Here is a 16,736-nt window from a genome sequence, read left to right on the forward strand (position 1 = left end):
ATCTCCCTTACTTCGATTTTATTTCAAGGTCAATGATACGGGGCAGTGGTCGCTCCCGAATACATCCGCGTGGATCTCCGCCGCTGCGATGCGGTCACGCAGCTCCTCGGAGACGAGGAAGTAGTCGATGCGCCACCCCGCATTCGTCTCGCGCGCGTGGCGCAGATACGACCACCATGTATACGCGCCCGTGAGATCGGGATAGAGCGCGCGGAAAGTGTCGACAAAGCCCGCTGCGAGCAGCTCCGTGAACTTGCCGCGCTCTTCGTCCGTAAAGCCCGCATTGCGGCGGTTGCTCTTCGGGTTCTTGAGGTCGATCTCCGTATGCGCAACATTGAGGTCGCCGCAGACGACGACGGGCTTCTTCGCGCGCAGGTCAAGCAGGAACGCACGGAACGCATCCTCCCAGACCATGCGGTAGTCGAGGCGCAGGAGCCCGTTCTTCGAGTTCGGTGTGTAGACGGTGACGAGGTAGACATCCTCGAACTCCATCGTGATGACGCGCCCCTCGTTGTCGTGCTCCTCTATGCCGATGCCATAGCTGACCGAGAGCGGCTTTAGGCGCGTAAAGATTGCCGTGCCGGAGTAGCCCTTTTTCTCCGCACTGTAAAAATACTGCTCGTAGCCGGGCAGATCGAGGATCGCCTGCCCCTCCTGCATCTTCGTTTCCTGTAGGCAGAATGCGTCGGCGTTGAGTTCCTTGAAGGACTCCATAAAGCCCTTCTTCAGAGCCGCACGCAGTCCGTTGACATTCCATGATACAAAGCGCATCGCGTTCCTCCGTCAGAGCGTCTTATACGCAGAAATCGGCCAGAATACGAGGATCGCCTTGCCCTTGATGAGGTCGTACGGCACGAAGCCGACGTCGGCAAACCGGCTGTCCTCGGAGTTGTTGCGGTTGTCGCCCATGACGAAGATGCGCCCCTCGGGCACTGTCGTCTTCGGGTACTCGCTGCGCGTCTTCTCGAGGATGTAGTCCTCGGTCAGCAGCTGATCGTTGACGAGCACGCGCCCCTCGCGAATCTCGATTGTGTCGCCGGGCGTCGCGATCACGCGCTTGATGAAGTCGCGGCTCGGATCGCGCGGGTACTGAAAGACGAGCACTTCGCCCTTCTCCGGTACGCGGAAGCGATAGATGAATTTATTGACGACGAGGCGCTCCTCCGACTCGAGTGTCGGGCGCATCGACGGACCATCGACAACATAGAGTTCCACGATAAACGTGCGGATGAACATGGCGAGTGCAACGGCAACAACGATGGATACGATCCAATCCTTGATCTCCGCCGCAGTCGATGTTTCCTTTTCCATAAAATTCTCCTCTCAAACAGGAAAAAATAAGCAAAAATAGGGACTGCCGCAGCAGTCCCCATCCATGCCGAATTAGCGCTTTTCCCGAATGCGAGCCGCCTTGCCCGTAAGTCCGCGCAGATAGTAGAGCTTCGCACGGCGGACAATGCCGCGACGCGTCACCTCGATCTTTGCAATGCGCGGGGAATGCACGGGGAAGAGTCGCTCGACGCCGACACCCGATGCAATGCGGCGCACGGTGAAGGTCTCGCGCACGCCCGAACCCTGACGCGCGATGACAACGCCCTCGAACACCTGAATGCGCTCGCGCGTGCCCTCGACGATGCGCGCATGAACGCGAACCGTATCGCCCGGTGCAAATGCGGGGATGTCGGAGCGGAGCTGCTCCTTCTCAAGAACCTCGATGATATTCATATGTTTTCCTCCTTCGCTCGGACGTTCATAGCCGGCTCATGCCGCCCAGCGGACCATCCACACACATACCTAGTGACTATAGCATAAGATCGACGCTGACGCAAGAAAAATTTTTCCGTAGCAGTAAAGCCGCGGCCGTTATGTATTGCGTTCCCGTCCGCCCCTCTCACTTTCCTAGGAACGTCCCGTCGGACAGGGCTTTTTTGACTCCGGCTTCTTTGCGCGGCGCGGCGGCATATGTTCCCGCCAGTCCGGCTCGCAGGTGATGCGGTTGCGTCCGTTCTCCTTCGACTGATAGAGCGCCGTGTCAGCGCGCTTTACCATATGATCCACCGTATCCTCGGCTGTACCGTACCAGATGGCAACACCACCGCTGCACGTCACCTGATCCGATGGGTGGATGTGCGCCTCTGAAACCGCCTCGCGAATTACGTTGGCAAAAGCCTCTGCCTGTGCACCGTCATAGTGCAGACAGAGCAGGATGAACTCCTCACCGCCCCAGCGTATGAGAACGTGTCGGCGGTCGAGGAAGGCGCTGATCGTCTGTGCAAAGCCCACAAGCACCACGTCGCCGACATCGTGTCCATAGGTGTCATTGATGCTTTTAAAGTGGTCGATGTCAAACATGATGAGCGCAAACGGTTCCTTGATTTCAAGAGAGATGCGCATGAAGTCGCGCGTCGCCGCAGGGAATTTATTGCGATTGAACGCGCCTGTGAGCGGATCAACCTCCATGCGTTTCGTCACGACGCTGACCTCGTTCTCAAGGCTCGCAGAGAGCTCTGCGAGGTAACGTTCATGCGCGGCACGCTCCAAGATCAGCTGTACGATGAAGAAGCCGATCGTATAGATGCCGAACGGAACAAAATAGGTATGCCAACCGAATATGCGGTATTGGGACGAGAGCCCATCGACCACGGCAAGTACAGAGAGTGTTCCAAACGCAACGAGCAGCGAACGGCAGCGCTGATTCCCGCGTTTGTAGCATAACCAAAGCCAGTACCCGGTCACGAGTCCGCAGAGAGCAAGGGCGGGATAGAAGCAGAACCGCATGAGATAGAGGCCATTCTGCCCTAGAATCTCAAGCAAAACGGCAAGAACAAGGATAATTCCATAGATGGAGGAAAGGCGCAAGATGTTTTTTTTATACTGCTCGTCAATGATGCTGTAGATCAGTAAGTTGGCACTCAGCGGAATCAGGTAGGACGACACCAGCTCTACGATCCGCCAGAATACAGGCCAGTCGAGCCAGAGGAGCACGAGACTCGACGCACTGAGCATCCATACAAAGAAGATGAAAAGGACGACGATCAGACGCAGATAGATATCCCGCAGCTCCTTCTCCGTAAAGAAGTAGACGCCGAGCAGCATGATGAAGATGAGGAGCGCTGTAATGCCGCTGACATAGGGAAAGTCGTAGAGGAAGACATCCTCGATCTGGTGCGCAGGGCGATCCAGTCGAATGCGGTCAAACTGCCCAAGCACCCAGATATTGTCCGAATGAACCTGAAAGTAAAGTTGACGCCCGACCGCCCACGCCGGCAAATCGACGAGATGCCACTTCCGACCATAGGAGAAGGCGTGCTGACCGAGATCGCCATAGCGATAGATGGAGACCCCGTCCAAAAAGATCTGTACGGACTGATCTGTTGTGGAGAAGAAGAGGCTCTCATCCACGCCCGTATCCGGCGGAATGTAGACACGAATCCAGACATGGTGCGTCCCCTCCGGAACAGCAACACCAAACTGCGGATTGAATTTTCTCCAACGCCCCTCATCCTTTGGAAATGCAGGGACGGTCTTCGCTCCACGGATGCTGAACTCCGGCGAATCCGTCTGCCAATATTCCCATGAGAGTTCGGAGGTTTCAGCGGAAGCTATGTGTCCCGTGCAAACGAGCAGCGCAAAGAAAAGCATCTGCACAAATTTGCACCATCTCCGATTCATGCTCCGCTCACCCCCTTTCAAACATGTTCGTTGGAAAATGAAGTATACTTAAGGATTTTCAGGAAGAAAGTCCTAGCAATGTTTTGCGTACAATCTCCTCCGGCACATTGCTGTGCACGGAGACCTTGCCAATGCCCTCGGCGAGCACCCAATGAATGCGGCCGCCCACGGTTTTCTTGTCGTGGAAGAGATCCTCATACATCGCCTCTGCCGTCACACCCGTAGCGGTGAGCGGCAGCCCCATCGCGCGAATCAGAGACTCCATGCGGAGGCGATCTGCGGCGGAGAGCAGCCCCATCTCTTCGCTGATCTGTGCTGCGCCGACCATGCCGATCGCAACTGCCTCCCCGTGACGGTAGCGCACATACCCCGTCTCCTTCTCGATCGCATGCGCAATCGTATGCCCGAAGTTTAAGATGCGCCTGAGACCGCCCTCGCGCTCATCCTGCCGCACGACATCCGCCTTGATCTCACAGGAACGCGCAATCATATGCGCCGCTGCGGGTGGGGCGAGCGCAAGCACCTGTGCGCAGTGCTCCTCGAGCCATGCAAAGAAATCCGCATCGCAGATGATACCGTATTTGATGATCTCGCCGAGTCCCGTTGTAATCTCTCGCGCAGGCAACGTGTTGAGCAGATCGAGATCCATAAAGACTGCATCGGGTTGGTAGAATGCACCGATGAGATTCTTGCCGAGCGGATGGTTGACGGCGACCTTGCCGCCGACGCTCGAGTCCACCTGTGCGAGCAGGCTCGTCGGCAGCTGGATAAAGGGCACGCCGCGCATATAGGTCGCCGCGACAAAGCCAGCGAGGTCGCCGACCACGCCGCCGCCGAGCGCAATGATCGGCGACCTGCGATCTAGTCCGAGCTCTATTGCACGCGTAAAGAGATCGTTCGCCGTGTCCAGACTCTTCGAGGACTCCCCCGCAGGAATCACTGCAATCTCCGCCTGCAGCCCGGCGCGTTCGAGTGCCTCTGCAATGCGTCCGGCATGGAGCTCTCCGACATTCGTATCCGTGACGATCATGCCATGCGCGGAGTATCCCGCCTGACGCACGAATCCAATCATTTCATCGTCAATAGAATTCCCGATCACAATGGGATAGCTGCGCTCCCCAAGCTCGACTGCCACTCTGCGTATCATATTATTTTCTCCATATCCGAAGTGCCTGCAGGATGTGTTCTGCCACCTCAAGCGGCGCGCGTCCGCTCGTATCGACCGTAATGTCCGCCCCGTCATAGAGGCTGCGTCGCTCATCAAGGAGCTGCACAACAGCAGCGCGGCGATCCCCTGCATCCGCATGATCGAGCACGGGACGTGCGCCGCGCGCCGATGTGCGCTGGAGGATCGTGTCGACATCGGCGGTCAGCGCGACGAGGATGCCATTTTGACGCAGGATCGCGACGTTCTCCGCATCCTTTACCGTACCGCCGCCCGTTGCAATGACGAGGTTTGTACGCCCAGCCGCCTCGCGCACAGCATCCTTTTCGCGTGCACGGAAATATGGCTCACCATGTTCCCGAAACATTGCAGGAATGGACATGCCGTGCTTCTCCTCGATCTTGCGGTCGAGATCGTGAAATGCACAGCCCAGACGCGCGGCGAGCAGTCGCCCGACACTCGTCTTTCCCGTGCCCATAAATCCGATCAATACGACATTCTTCATGCCTTCTTCCACACCCTCTCGAGCCGCGTACGATAGGCGGCAAGGGATTCTTTGAGATCAGTCATCGAATCCGCATGGAACTGCGTACAGATGGCATCCGCGAGAACGTAGGAGGCCATCGCCTCCCCCACCACAGAAGCGGCAGGAACGGCGCAGGTGTCGCTGCGCTCCTTGCTCGCCGAGACCTCCTTGCCCGTTGCAAGATCGACCGTCTTCAGCGGTGCCATCAGCGTCGGGATGGGCTTCATCGCCGCGCGAACGATAAGGGTCTCTCCGTTTGTCATGCCACCCTCGAGGCCGCCCGCACGATTCGTCCTGCGATAGGGGCGTCCGTCTGTCCCCATATAGAGTTCATCGTGGATCTCGCTGCCGGGCAGATGCGCACACGCAAAGCCCGCGCCGATTTCCACGCCCTTGATCGCCTGAATGGACATGAGAGCGCCCGCAAGCTTTCCATCGAGACGCGCATCCCACTGCGTATGCGATCCGAGACCGACAGGCAGACCGCGTACAACGACCTCAAAGACGCCGCCGAGCGTGTCGCCCGCCGCCTGTGCCTCGTCGATGCGGTCTTTCATCCGTATCTCTGCCGCAGGATCGCAGCAGTTCAAATCATCACTGTTCGTCATGCCGATATCTTCGTCACGGATTGCCGCACGGTCAACTGTCACGCCGCCGATCTCTGTCACATGCGAAGCAACAGTCACCCCCACGGCTGCGAGGAGCTGACGACAGACGGCACCGACGGCGACACGCATTGTCGTCTCGCGCGCACTCGATCGCTCGAGGATGTCGCGTGCGTCCAGCCTATCATATTTCAGCACGCCCGTGAGATCGGCATGCCCGGGGCGCACGGCTGTGACCTTTGACCCTGCGGGCACTCCAAATGGATCCATGCGCTCCGTCCAGTTTGCAAAATCGCGGTTCACAACCTGCAGTGTGATCGGCGATCCCAGTGTCTCCCCAAAACGCAGCCCCGAAAGCACCTCGACACGATCCGTCTCGATCTTCATGCGGTCGCCGCGCCCATAGCCCTGCTGGCGGCGCGCGAGCTGCGCATCAATCGCCTCACGCGTCACACGCAGCCCCGCCGGCATTCCATCGAGAATCGCCGTCAGCGCCGCGCCGTGGGACTCGCCGCCCGTGATAAAACGCAAATGGCTCATTCCAATTCCCCCGTGCTAAAATTCTATTCATCTTGAAATAGATTCGATACAAGCCCGCCTTTTCCTGCAAGAGTATCCGCCTTTGTTACGCAGAGAGGCATTTCGTATACATTACTTCGCCGCGCCCGCATACGCAGCGATGTTGACGAGAAGGACTCCATGCAGTTCATTTCCCTCTGCCGTGAGCGAGAAGGAAGAGAACTGCACGCAGCGCGCCCCCTCCTGCAGCGCGCGCAGAAAGGAAAGGACATCAAAGTAATTCCCGTGAAATTTGAATTCGATCGGCTGCACTGCAATCTCGCCCGCAGGCTCGGACGGCTGCGGCGCAACGCCGACAATCGACACGCCGCTGCGCCGAGCAAGGCTCTCCACCTCATGAATGAACCTGCCCTGCCCCTGCACCTCGGGCAGGGCATCCGCAAGACGCCTCTGCCGCGCCCGCAGCTTTGACGCGGCCTCACCATCTGCAAGCAGCGTTCTCTGATATGCATCTGCACGCATAAGCAGCGTCTCTGCCGCTGCCCGTTCGGCGCGTGCCGCATCGCGCTGCACAGCGATATACGGTCCTATGAGGAGCGCATAGAGCAGAAGCAATGCAAGCGCGAAGATCAGCACAATCTCGATGCGCTGTCGCTCGGAAAGTCGTTCCATCATGCCTCCCTACCAGCTGCTGTGCAGGATGAAGTGGATGCGCCCCGGTACATTGGTCGTGCGCTCCCCCTGCCCCGCCTGTTCGAGCGTGACCTCCGCAGAGAAAAATGCGTCCTCCTCCATCGTGCCCATAAGCACGGCAAGTGCCGCATAGTCTGCGGCTTCCCCGTCGATTCGAATCGCATGAGCCTCTGCCTGCACCCCCGAAATATGCACGCCATCGACTGTCATCGAGCCAAGATGCACGAGGAGCGCAGGCAGCGGCAGAGACTCCGCAGAAAATGCAGAGAGGAGCTGCTCACGCTGTGCCACATCGGCGCGCAAAGCAGAGAACTCCTCCATCCGCACCAGCTCCGAGCCCCGGAGCGCAAGTTCTTCTGTAGTACGGTCACGCGCCTGACGCACTGCCATGTAAGAAGCAACATCCGCACCAACGCCCGCGAGAAAAAGTGCGACGGCAAGAACGGCGATCAGCTGCGCCGCATGTGCACGCAAGAAAGCAGAGATCGGCTGCCGCGCCGTCCAATACAGATGCTCAGGGCTTCCGGCACGCATGAGCAGCCCCGCATAGATAGCAGGTGCAATCGCATCCTCCGCGCTTTCCATCTCCCACGGCATACGCGGCTCACGTGCCGCCTCGATCTCGTCCGCGAACACACCGCCATCCGGCGGATAGACGGTAATCATCTGCAATCGCAGCCCCTCAGCGGAAAATGCAGCAAAATATCCACGGATGCGATACCCATCCATCCGTGCCGTCCAATAGCGCCGCGGCTCAGTCTCGGACAACGCCGAGCACACGATCTCAGCATCATCGGATAGAGGTGCCCCCGCCTCGTCCGCCTCGGCGCGCAGTGACCAGAGAAGCGCCTCCCGCAGCTCTCTGCGGCTGAGGTGAATGGGCAGCTCCCATTCCGCCGTCTCCGCCTCGGTAGCGGGGAGCGCCAATGCCAGTGGGAGTCTCTCCCAGCCTGCGTGCCGCAGCGCAGTGCCAATAAACGCAGCGAGTGTTGCTGCATCCGAAGGTGCAGGACAGCATTCCTCCAACGTGCGCGATTCCGTCACCATCCACGCGCCCCCATTCTCCTCGGCTGCACATAGGTGCGCGAGCACAAGTCCCTTCCCCCCAGGATAGAGGCCAACTGCCTCGCGCGTGCACCACAAGAGTCTAATACCAGCGCCGCCAGACATAGTGATCCCCCTTCTTCTCCATCCGCGCACGAACGATCTTTGCCCGCAGCCACTTCTCTCCATCGGGGACACGCGTCTCGCTCTCATCGATGGCAGCCGCCCCCACCGTGAGGAAAGGTCCCCGCTCTCTTGGTGTCTCGATGAAGACGTGGAGTTCGATCTTCTCCGCTGTTGGAATCACGCCCACATCCTTGTTCACTTCCTTGGTCTCACCCGCATCCGGCAGGTCGCCGTATGCGTTGGCATTCCGCTCAAGTTTTGCTGTAGCCGTCTCCACCGCGCTCTCAGCAGCAAGGCGCAGCTGCATTTCCCGCTCATATTCCACTGTCACATCGGCACCGCCGCGCATGAACGCAGTGGCGGCCAGACCGAGCAGGAGAATTACCGTCAGTACAGCAAGCCCGACGGCAGAGACCGTGCCGCGCTCATCCTTATGTGCCACCCATATCCTCCCGCAGATAGACAGAGGTTGCGAGGCTGTACGTACGCCCCGTCACCATGCTCATGCCTCTCATCTCGATGTGGTAGAGGCGCGGATGCAGCGCATCCTCCCGTACAGAGAACGCCTCGATATGGACGCCCGCCCCGCTGAACGCTCCCGTGATGGGGGATGTCACCGCATTGAGCACCAGACGACCATCCGTGCGCCAATAGCGATCCTGCGGCGCATGATCCCACGCCCTCTGCCGCATTTCATAAAAGCCTCGCTGCCGTTCCCCTATGTGGTCGGAGAGCAGCGCTGACTCCACAATGCGCGCAGCTGCAATCTGCATTTCCTGCCGCAGCTCCGCATCCGCGATCTCGTTCTGATAGCTGCGCCATGACCATACAACCGCAAAGGCGAGAAAACTCAGCAGGAGCACAAAGATCGGCAGGCTGACGGCAAGCTCCATCAACAGGAAGCCCCTTGCGCCGTTCGTGTCCTTAGGGATTGCTTGACACCGCTCCATGATGCCTCATCCTCCGCACAAAATCCGCCTGCTCCTCATGCCCCAAATGTTCCCACGAAATCTGCAGATGCACATCGTAGAACTCATCCTGACGCGCAACGAATGTCTCGACCTGATAGAGTCGATCATTCGAGGTGACCGCTGTCAGCGCAGATAGCGGCGGTATTCCCTGATCCAGCTCCGCCTCCATCATCGAAAGCTGTGCACGTGCGACAAACGCCGCCTCCATGCGTCCGGCAGCGCGCTCCTCGAGTAATGCCGTTCGTGCAAAGAGCGTGAGCGCAGCCACAACAGCAAGGACAATGATCCCGAGTACAACAGTCTCGATGAGAACCCAGCCGGCCTCCGCCCTATTCCGCCTCATCGTCATGAGGTGCTCCTCGGTGCAAGCGGATCCGCGCTGCCTGGTCAATCACAACGCGCAGCGCATCCTGCTCGTGCCCCACAGCATAGACCCGAATTGTCATATTGCTGCTCCAATCTCTTGCAATATCTCCGTTGCGGTCAAATGCCACGCGCTTTCCATGCGCCGTCTCCTGCTCGAATCGCACAAGCGGCAGCGGCTCATGCACGCGAACAGTCCCATCAAACGGTCGATGAAGTGCATAGCCATCAGTGTAAATTTCAAGACGCGGATCGCGTTTCCATGAGCGTCTTCCCTCTAGCATATAGAGCTCCATCGCCGTCACACGGCTGAGCGCCTGTACGCGCCGAATTTCGGCGGCGAGATGCACAGCCTCGTACTCAACCGCCGCACGTGCATAGAGTGAAAGCGCTGCCGGAAGCGCCGCCGCAAATACGATGCCGAGTACAGAGACTGCAACGAGCACGTTGAGAAGCGCCATGCCCCGCATTTCGACGCGCCTCACAAGACAGCTCCCCAATAGAGCTGCCAGATCTGCGCGCCCGCGACAAAGGCGACATAGCCGCCAGCTGCGAGGAAGGGGCCGAAGGGAATCCCATCACGGCGCTTTTTTCTCCCCGTCGCAAGGAGGAACGCCGCCGCAATTCCGCCGAGCATAAAGGCGATCCAGACGGCAATCAGCGCCGATTCCCATCCCAGCCAAACGCCGAGCGCCGCAGCAAGTTTTACATCACCGCCGCCAAGGCCGTCGCGTGCGGCAATATATAGGCAATAAAATAAGACGCCGCAAAGCGTCCCACCGATGAGAGCCTCCCGCAGGGAAAGCAGCCCCGCCAGCACCGGAACAAAGCCGAAGACAGCAAAGGGCAATGTAATCACGTCATAGAGCATACCATCTCTGAGGTCAAGATAGGAGAGCCAAAGGAGCACCGCAGAAAAAAGACTGCCACAGAGGCTGCGCAGCGTGACACCGCCGAAGAACAGAACGCCAATCACGGAAAGCAGCCAAAGAACAACAAGCGGCACGAGGGCAGTTCGTGCGGGAAAAAGCTCATGCAGCTCTTCCTGCATCCTCATGCCTCCCTTACTCCTTCGTACGATATTCCTCCGCTGTCCGTCCCGCACAAGTCGCACGCCAGACATTGTTCTTCTGCTCGATCTTGTACGTCGCCTTTTCCATGGACTCTTCCTTTCCGCCGACGAGCACATTGCCTGAGGGCGGCTTGAGATTCTTGAGATCGGTTACATACTCTGCCAGATCGTCAAGATTCGAGGGATTTTTCCCCTTTGCCGTCTGATACAGCACGATTGCCGTGTCGAGCGCCGTAAGATCCGCCTGCACCTTCACCGTGTTCGCCGTCGCAATCGCAGACGTGAAGCGCGGCACGGCAATCGCGAGGATCACCGCCAAGATCATCACGGCAAGCAGTGTCGAAAGCAGGGAAAATCCGCGTTGCGTATGTGCGGACTGCATGCGTTTACTTAAAGTCGACAAACTCGTCAATGCGCGCACCGCCCTTCGCCATCGGTTCCACGAAACTGCGCCATACATCCATCACGATGACACGCGGGTGCGCAGCGTCCTCAAGTGCATCCTTCAGCGCCGCCGCGAACTCCTCCTGCGTGGAGACGCGCACCGCCTTGATGCCGAAACTCTCCACGTATTTCACGTAGTCCATCTCGTGATCCAGCTCACAGGCAATATAGCGCTCGTCGTAGAGCACCTTCTGCAGCTGACGGATCATGCCAAGCCCACGGTTGTCGACAATGATCGAGAGCACGGGGAGACCGAGATGCGCGATCGTATAGTACTCGTTGCCCGTCATCTTGATGCCGCCGTCGCCCACGATGTGGATGACACGCCGCTGATTTCCCCACGCGAGCTGTGCACCCATCGCGGCGGGCAGTCCGTAGCCCATTGTACCGAGACCGCCCGAGGTCAGCCACGTCCGCGGCTCCTCCACGCGTAGGTGGAGGGCCGCCCACATCTGGTGCTGCCCCACATCGGTCGCATAGGCATATGCCTTGCCGCGGGTATTCTGCGCGACCTGATTCAGCGCCCACGGCACGGTCAGGCGACCGACATGGTAGTCGTAGTCGTATTCCTCCTGCCACGTGCGGATCTGCTCCCACCACGCACCGAGATCGCCCTTCGGCGTCTGCCGCATGAGCAACTTCAGAATCGTCCGCATATCGCCCGCGAGACCGAGGCTGTTCTCGATGTTCTTGTCAATCTCAGCGGGGTCAATGTCGATGTGAATAAATTTGCGGTTCGCCGTATACTTACTGAGGTTGCCCGTCTGACGGTCAGCAAAGCGGCTGCCGATCGCAATGACGAGATCGGCGGCACCAATGGCATAGTTCGCCACCTTTTCCCCGTGCATCCCAGCGAAACCAAGCATCTGCGGATGCGTGCTTGAAACGGCACCCATGCCCATGAGCGTATGCACGACGGGCAGATGGTATTTTTCGATGAATGCGGTGACCTCTGCCGAGGTGCCCGCCGAGATCACGCCGCCGCCCACAATCACGAGCGGACGCTCGGCAGCTACAATCTCCGCTGCCGCCTCCGCCGCGCAGATGATAAAGTCCGCGTCGGGCTTGCCCGGAACACGGGTCTGCGGCTCCTCGGGCGTATAGACAACCTCCTCGAAGAGGAGATTGCGCGGAACATCGAGGAGTACGGGGCCGGGACGCCCGCTGCGTGCAAGGTCGAATGCCTGACGGATCGTCGGTACGAGATCGGCAGCATTCTTGATCTTATAGTTGTGTTTCGTTACGGGCATCGTCACATCGAGGATATCTGTCTCCTGAAAGGCATCGCGTCCGAGCATGGCGATGTCGACCTGCCCCGTGATCGCGACCACGGGAATCGAGTCCATGTACGCCGTCGCAAGACCCGTCACGAGATTCGTCGCGCCCGGCCCTGACGTGGCGATGCAGACACCGACACGTCCCGTCGCACGCGCATAGCCGTCCGCCGCATGCGCGGCATTCTGCTCATGCGTTACGAGAACCTGACGGATCGCATCCTGTGCATAGAGCGCATCATAAAGCGGCAGGATCATCCCGCCTGGGTATCCAAACAACGTGTCCACGCCCTGCTCGCGCAGGCATGCCAAGACCGCCTCCGCACCTCTCATATGTGCGCACTCTCCTCTGATTTATACACAGTTGCACTCGTATTATATCATAGGCCAACGAATTAGAGCAAGCTGTGCATGCGTCCAATCTCGCGAATTTTTTCGACCGACATCTCCGACATGCATGACCTATCTCACCTATTGGTTTTCAGAATATACGATCGTTTCTATTATAGCATAGTTTTACGTACAGGAATAGATAAACAAATCACATATTTCCACGCCTCACAAAAATTTTTCCTCGTTTTCCCCGCGCAAACTTCCCCTTTACAGACCTTCCCCATCTACGGTATAATTACCATGTATTATGTTATAGTTCCCGCGTTTCATCACACACAAGCAGCATCAAGGAGCTTCGCAATCTTCCTGATGCCTTTTTGTTTGTATTGCCCAAAAGGGGAGGGCGTACAACGGATGGATGCGGAGGGGAAAGGGGTCACAGAAATGAAAGATGAAATCTTTAGTGTGCTCCAGCGGGTTGGGCGCAGCTTCATGCTGCCCGTCGCGATTCTGCCGATTGCAGGTATTCTGCTCGGCATTGGCGCATCGTTCACCAACCCCACGACGATCGAGACGTACGGTCTCGGCGGCGTGCTCGGCGCGGGCACGGCACTGCACTCGCTGCTCTCGATCATGGCGAGCGCGGGCAGCACGATCTTCGGCAATCTGCCGATCATCTTTGCGGTCGGCGTCGCCATCGGTATGGCAAAGGCGGAGAAGGAGGTCGCGGCGCTCTCGGCGATGATTGCCTTCTTCGTCATGCACACCGCCTGCAATGCGATGCTGAAAATCGGCGGGCAGATCCTGCCGGACGGCTCGATCGCACCGACGGTTCTCGAGGGTACGATTGCCGCCTCCTGCGGCATTATGTCGTTCCAGATGGGCGTCTTCGGCGGCATCATCGTCGGCATTGGCGTTGCATGGCTGCACAACAAATACCACAAGATTGTTCTGCCGAATGCACTCTCCTTCTTCGGCGGCTCGCGCTTCGTTCCGATCATCTCGACGATCGTCTTCCTCTTCGTCGGCATTGCAATGTACTTCCTCTGGCCGCTCGCACAGCAGGGCATCTTCGCCCTCGGCAGCCTCGTCACGGGCACGGGCTACATCGGCACGCTCATCTTCGGCATCATCAAGCGTGCACTCATCCCCTTCGGTCTGCATCACGTCTTCTACCTGCCGTTCTGGCAGACGGGCGTCGGCGGCTCGATGATGATCGACGGTCAGCTCATACAGGGCGGCCAGAACATCTTCTTCGCACAGCTCGCCTCGCCGAATGTCGCACATTTCAGCGCAGACGCAACGCGCTACTTCTCCGGTGAGTTCATCTTCATGATCTTCGGTCTGCCGGGTGCGGCGCTCGCGATGTACCACTGTGCGCGTCCCGAAAAGAAGAAGATCGCAGGGGGACTTCTCCTCTCGGCAGCGCTCACCTGTATGCTCACGGGTATTACAGAGCCAATCGAGTTCTCCTTCCTCTTTGTCGCACCCGCGCTCTTTGCCGTGCAGGTTGTACTTGCAGGTGCGGCGTATATGATCGCACACATGTTGAACATCGCCGTCGGACTCACGTTCTCGGGCGGTCTCCTCGACTTCTTTATCTTCGGTATTCTGCAGGGTGAGGCAAAGACGAGCTGGATGTACGTCATCCCCGTCGGCATCATCTACTTCTTCCTCTACTATTTCATCTTCCGCTGGATGATTACGCACTTCGGCTTCAAGACGCCAGGTCGCGAGGACGACGATGAGGAGACGAAGCTCTATACAAAGGCGGACTACAAGGCACGCGAGGGTGCGGGCGGCGCATCGGGCGATGCAGGATTTGACGCAAAGAGTGCGGCGATTGCGCGCGGTCTCGGCAGCAAGCGCAACATCACGTCCGTCGACTGCTGCGCGACGCGTCTGCGCTGCTCTGTCGCGGACTCATCGCTCGTCAATGAAAAGCTGCTCAAGGCGACGGGCGCGGTCGGCGTCATCGTCAAGGGCACGGGCGTACAGGTCATCTATGGGCCACAGGTCGCCGTCATCAAGTCGAACCTCGAGACCTATCTCGCAACCGCCCCCGAGGTCGAGCCGGAGGACGATGTGCCCGCAGCAGCACCCGCAGAGGAAAATCCAGCAGAGACGCCTGCAGCCGCTCCCGCCAATGCGGCAAAGCGCACGCTATACTCCCCCGTCACGGGCACGGTACATCCGATCACGGAGGCGCCGGATGAGGCGTTTGCGAGCAAGATGATGGGCGACGGATTCTTCATCTACCCGAGCAAAGGCGAGGTGCTTGCACCCGACGACGGCGAGGTCGTCTTCGTCTTCGATACGAAGCACGCCATCGGCATGAAGAGTGCGGATGGCACGGAGTACCTGCTCCACATCGGTGTAGATACGGTCGCGCTCGGCGGGCAGGGCTTCACAGTCTTTGTCGAGTCGGGACAGCATGTGAAGAAGGGCGACAAGCTCATGGAGTTCGACATCGACTACATTCGTGAAAATGCAAAATCCGATGCCTGCCTTGTGATCTTCACAGGACTGCCCGAGGGCACGAGCATCGAGATGACCGCCGAGGGCGAAGTCACGGCGCTCGATCCAGTTGCCAAGTTCTGATATTTACGTTTCACCAAAAAACAGCTTGTTTTCGGACAAGCTGCTTTTTCTATGGTATTTGTGACTTGAGAAACATTTCCAAAGTGGGATTCTATGTTATAATAACGCAAGCACAATAATACAATAGGGGGAATTTCAATGAACAATACAAAGGCACCATTTCGCTATGACATCGTCGGAAGCTTCCTGCGCCCCGCTGCGCTCATGAAGATGCGTGAGGCATTTGCAAACGGGAATGCCACAGCAGAAGATCTGCGCCAAGCAGAGGACGCGGCGATTCGCGATCTCGTCGCAAAGGAAAAGGAAGTCGGGCTCTGTGCCGTCACGGACGGGGAGTTCCGCCGCCGCTACTGGCATCTCGACTTTCTCGCGGCACTCGGCGGCGTGGAGGAGATCGGTGCCGCGCATTGGTCGGTCGCGTTCAAGGGCGCACAGCCAAAGGCGGCAACGGTAAAAATTGTGGACAAGGTGGACTTCGGAGCGCATCCGTTCCTCGACCACTTCCAGTTTTTGAACGATCTCGCAGGGGATGCCGTCGCAAAGATGACAATCCCCTCGCCAAGCATGCTGCACCTCATCTGCTGCGTGCGTGCGACGGACTACGCACCGATTCCGCGCTACGAGAAGGAGAATGCGCTCTTTGAGGACATCGCCCTTGCCTATCAGAAGGCAATCCGTGCTTTCTACGAGGCAGGCTGCCGCTATCTGCAGCTCGACGACACGTCCTGGGGCGAGTTCTGTGATCCGGAGAAGCGTGCAGCGTACGAGGCGCGCGGCTTCGACCTCGACCGCATCGAGCGTGCCTACGTGGCGATGATCAACCATGCACTGGAAGCAAAGCCTGCAGACATGACGATCACCATGCACATCTGCCGCGGCAATTTCCGCTCGACATGGTTTTCCTCGGGCGGCTACGAGCCCGTCGCAGAGATTCTCTTCGGCGGCTGCAAGGTTGACGGCTTCTTTCTCGAATACGACTCTGACCGCGCGGGTGGATTCGCACCGCTCGATCACATCAAGGATCAGCGTGTCGTGCTCGGACTTGTCACCTCGAAGTCGGGCGCACTCGAAAAGAGGGAGGATATCATCGCACGCATCCATGAGGCGGAAAAGCACGTCCCGCTCGATCAGCTCTGCCTCAGCCCGCAGTGCGGTTTCTCCTCAACCGAGGAGGGCAACATTCTGACGGAGGAGGAGCAGTGGAACAAGCTGCGCTTTATCAAAGAGGTCGCGGAATTGGTTTGGAAATAGAAAACTTCATCGTGTAAAGTGCAAAACGGCGACGCATCAGTCATCTCGACCGATGCGTCGCTGTTTTTTCTATGCGT

18 protein-coding genes are annotated in these 16,736 nt (G+C 58.4%); 2 read left to right on the plus strand and 16 right to left on the minus strand.

Features of this window, described 5'->3' with window-relative positions; all coding sequences use genetic code 11:
* Positions 1-18: 18 nt before the first annotated feature.
* The 16 genes from HMPREF9163_RS01750 to ilvB form a co-directional block, all read right to left on the minus strand.
* The gene (locus tag HMPREF9163_RS01750) at positions 19-771 is read right to left on the minus strand and encodes an exodeoxyribonuclease III (protein WP_009439910.1); all 753 of its coding nucleotides are present in this window, start codon (positions 769-771) and stop codon (positions 19-21) included.
* A gap of 12 nt (positions 772-783) precedes the next feature.
* Positions 784-1,311: a signal peptidase I gene (lepB, locus tag HMPREF9163_RS01755; protein WP_009439911.1), complete on the minus strand. Its 528-nt coding sequence runs from the start codon at positions 1,309-1,311 to the stop codon at positions 784-786.
* Positions 1,312-1,383: 72 nt separating this feature from the next.
* Positions 1,384-1,725, minus strand: a complete 342-nt coding sequence (gene rplS, locus HMPREF9163_RS01760; RefSeq protein ID WP_009439912.1) for a 50S ribosomal protein L19 — start codon at positions 1,723-1,725, stop codon at positions 1,384-1,386.
* A gap of 174 nt (positions 1,726-1,899) precedes the next feature.
* Positions 1,900-3,672 (minus strand): diguanylate cyclase, encoded by a 1,773-nt coding sequence (locus HMPREF9163_RS01765; RefSeq protein WP_009439913.1) that lies wholly within the window; start codon positions 3,670-3,672, stop codon positions 1,900-1,902.
* Positions 3,673-3,730: 58 nt separating this feature from the next.
* A complete protein-coding gene (aroB, locus tag HMPREF9163_RS01770; RefSeq protein WP_009439914.1) occupies positions 3,731-4,819 on the minus strand; it encodes a 3-dehydroquinate synthase in 1,089 nt (362 codons plus the stop codon).
* 1 nt (position 4,820) lies between these two features.
* Positions 4,821-5,342 carry a shikimate kinase gene (locus HMPREF9163_RS01775; protein WP_009439915.1) on the minus strand — a complete coding sequence of 174 codons (522 nt, stop codon included), beginning with the start codon at positions 5,340-5,342 and terminating at the stop codon, positions 4,821-4,823.
* Positions 5,339-6,508, minus strand: coding sequence for a chorismate synthase (gene aroC / locus HMPREF9163_RS01780; protein WP_009439916.1), 1,170 nt, complete (start codon positions 6,506-6,508; stop codon positions 5,339-5,341). Before aroC ends, HMPREF9163_RS01775 begins: the two co-directional genes overlap by 4 nt.
* Before the next feature lie 111 nt (positions 6,509-6,619).
* Positions 6,620-7,162 (minus strand): type 4a pilus biogenesis protein PilO, encoded by a 543-nt coding sequence (gene pilO / locus HMPREF9163_RS01785; protein ID WP_009439917.1) that lies wholly within the window; start codon positions 7,160-7,162, stop codon positions 6,620-6,622.
* A 6-nt stretch (positions 7,163-7,168) separates the two neighbouring features.
* A complete protein-coding gene (locus HMPREF9163_RS01790) occupies positions 7,169-8,350 on the minus strand; it encodes a PilN domain-containing protein (RefSeq protein ID WP_009439918.1) in 1,182 nt (393 codons plus the stop codon).
* Positions 8,328-8,792 (minus strand): hypothetical protein, encoded by a 465-nt coding sequence (locus HMPREF9163_RS01795; protein WP_009439919.1) that lies wholly within the window; start codon positions 8,790-8,792, stop codon positions 8,328-8,330. The genes HMPREF9163_RS01790 and HMPREF9163_RS01795 overlap by 23 nt, the downstream gene beginning before the upstream one ends.
* Entirely contained in the window at positions 8,782-9,300 is a 519-nt protein-coding gene (locus tag HMPREF9163_RS01800; protein WP_009439920.1) for a hypothetical protein, read from the minus strand. The genes HMPREF9163_RS01795 and HMPREF9163_RS01800 overlap by 11 nt, the downstream gene beginning before the upstream one ends.
* Positions 9,275-9,670: a type II secretion system protein gene (locus tag HMPREF9163_RS01805; RefSeq protein ID WP_157049405.1), complete on the minus strand. Its 396-nt coding sequence runs from the start codon at positions 9,668-9,670 to the stop codon at positions 9,275-9,277. The genes HMPREF9163_RS01800 and HMPREF9163_RS01805 overlap by 26 nt, the downstream gene beginning before the upstream one ends.
* Positions 9,651-10,154, minus strand: coding sequence for a hypothetical protein (locus HMPREF9163_RS01810; RefSeq protein WP_009439922.1), 504 nt, complete (start codon positions 10,152-10,154; stop codon positions 9,651-9,653). Before HMPREF9163_RS01810 ends, HMPREF9163_RS01805 begins: the two co-directional genes overlap by 20 nt.
* 11 nt (positions 10,155-10,165) lie before the next feature.
* On the minus strand, positions 10,166-10,735 hold the full coding sequence (locus tag HMPREF9163_RS01815; RefSeq protein WP_037345676.1) for an A24 family peptidase: 570 nt from the start codon (positions 10,733-10,735) through the stop codon (positions 10,166-10,168).
* A 13-nt stretch (positions 10,736-10,748) separates the two neighbouring features.
* Entirely contained in the window at positions 10,749-11,138 is a 390-nt protein-coding gene (locus HMPREF9163_RS01820) for a competence type IV pilus major pilin ComGC (protein WP_009439924.1), read from the minus strand.
* A gap of 4 nt (positions 11,139-11,142) precedes the next feature.
* Positions 11,143-12,807: a biosynthetic-type acetolactate synthase large subunit gene (ilvB, locus tag HMPREF9163_RS01825; RefSeq protein WP_009439925.1), complete on the minus strand. Its 1,665-nt coding sequence runs from the start codon at positions 12,805-12,807 to the stop codon at positions 11,143-11,145.
* Between the two features lie 444 nt (positions 12,808-13,251).
* Between ilvB and HMPREF9163_RS01830 the strand changes: the two genes are divergently transcribed.
* Positions 13,252-15,408 carry a PTS transporter subunit IIABC gene (locus HMPREF9163_RS01830; RefSeq protein ID WP_037345890.1) on the plus strand — a complete coding sequence of 719 codons (2,157 nt, stop codon included), beginning with the start codon at positions 13,252-13,254 and terminating at the stop codon, positions 15,406-15,408.
* A 138-nt stretch (positions 15,409-15,546) separates the two neighbouring features.
* Positions 15,547-16,659, plus strand: coding sequence for a 5-methyltetrahydropteroyltriglutamate--homocysteine S-methyltransferase (locus HMPREF9163_RS01835; protein ID WP_009439927.1), 1,113 nt, complete (start codon positions 15,547-15,549; stop codon positions 16,657-16,659).
* The last annotated feature ends 77 nt before the right edge of the window (positions 16,660-16,736 follow it).

Origin of the sequence: Selenomonas sp. oral taxon 138 str. F0429, assembly GCF_000318175.2 — a bacterium.
Lineage (GTDB): Bacteria > Bacillota > Negativicutes > Selenomonadales > Selenomonadaceae > Centipeda > Centipeda timonae.

Excerpts from the sequence above, each read along its gene's own strand:
- HMPREF9163_RS01815 (WP_037345676.1), bottom strand. The coding sequence starts at position 10,735 with ATGCAGGAAGAGCTGCATGAGCTTTTTCCCGCACGAACTGCCCTCGTG.
- HMPREF9163_RS01775 (WP_009439915.1), bottom strand. The coding sequence starts at position 5,342 with ATGAAGAATGTCGTATTGATCGGATTTATGGGCACGGGAAAGACGAGT.
- ilvB (WP_009439925.1), bottom strand. The coding sequence starts at position 12,807 with ATGAGAGGTGCGGAGGCGGTCTTGGCATGCCTGCGCGAGCAGGGCGTG.
- HMPREF9163_RS01765 (WP_009439913.1), bottom strand. The coding sequence starts at position 3,672 with ATGAATCGGAGATGGTGCAAATTTGTGCAGATGCTTTTCTTTGCGCTG.
- HMPREF9163_RS01805 (WP_157049405.1), bottom strand. The coding sequence starts at position 9,670 with ATGACGATGAGGCGGAATAGGGCGGAGGCCGGCTGGGTTCTCATCGAG.
- HMPREF9163_RS01750 (WP_009439910.1), bottom strand. The coding sequence starts at position 771 with ATGCGCTTTGTATCATGGAATGTCAACGGACTGCGTGCGGCTCTGAAG.
- HMPREF9163_RS01830 (WP_037345890.1), top strand. The coding sequence starts at position 13,252 with ATGAAAGATGAAATCTTTAGTGTGCTCCAGCGGGTTGGGCGCAGCTTC.
- HMPREF9163_RS01810 (WP_009439922.1), bottom strand. The coding sequence starts at position 10,154 with ATGCGGGGCATGGCGCTTCTCAACGTGCTCGTTGCAGTCTCTGTACTC.
- HMPREF9163_RS01800 (WP_009439920.1), bottom strand. The coding sequence starts at position 9,300 with ATGGAGCGGTGTCAAGCAATCCCTAAGGACACGAACGGCGCAAGGGGC.
- aroB (WP_009439914.1), bottom strand. The coding sequence starts at position 4,819 with ATGATACGCAGAGTGGCAGTCGAGCTTGGGGAGCGCAGCTATCCCATT.
- rplS (WP_009439912.1), bottom strand. The coding sequence starts at position 1,725 with ATGAATATCATCGAGGTTCTTGAGAAGGAGCAGCTCCGCTCCGACATC.
- HMPREF9163_RS01835 (WP_009439927.1), top strand. The coding sequence starts at position 15,547 with ATGAACAATACAAAGGCACCATTTCGCTATGACATCGTCGGAAGCTTC.
- lepB (WP_009439911.1), bottom strand. The coding sequence starts at position 1,311 with ATGGAAAAGGAAACATCGACTGCGGCGGAGATCAAGGATTGGATCGTA.
- HMPREF9163_RS01820 (WP_009439924.1), bottom strand. The coding sequence starts at position 11,138 with ATGCAGTCCGCACATACGCAACGCGGATTTTCCCTGCTTTCGACACTG.
- aroC (WP_009439916.1), bottom strand. The coding sequence starts at position 6,508 with ATGAGCCATTTGCGTTTTATCACGGGCGGCGAGTCCCACGGCGCGGCG.
- pilO (WP_009439917.1), bottom strand. The coding sequence starts at position 7,162 with ATGATGGAACGACTTTCCGAGCGACAGCGCATCGAGATTGTGCTGATC.
- HMPREF9163_RS01790 (WP_009439918.1), bottom strand. The coding sequence starts at position 8,350 with ATGTCTGGCGGCGCTGGTATTAGACTCTTGTGGTGCACGCGCGAGGCA.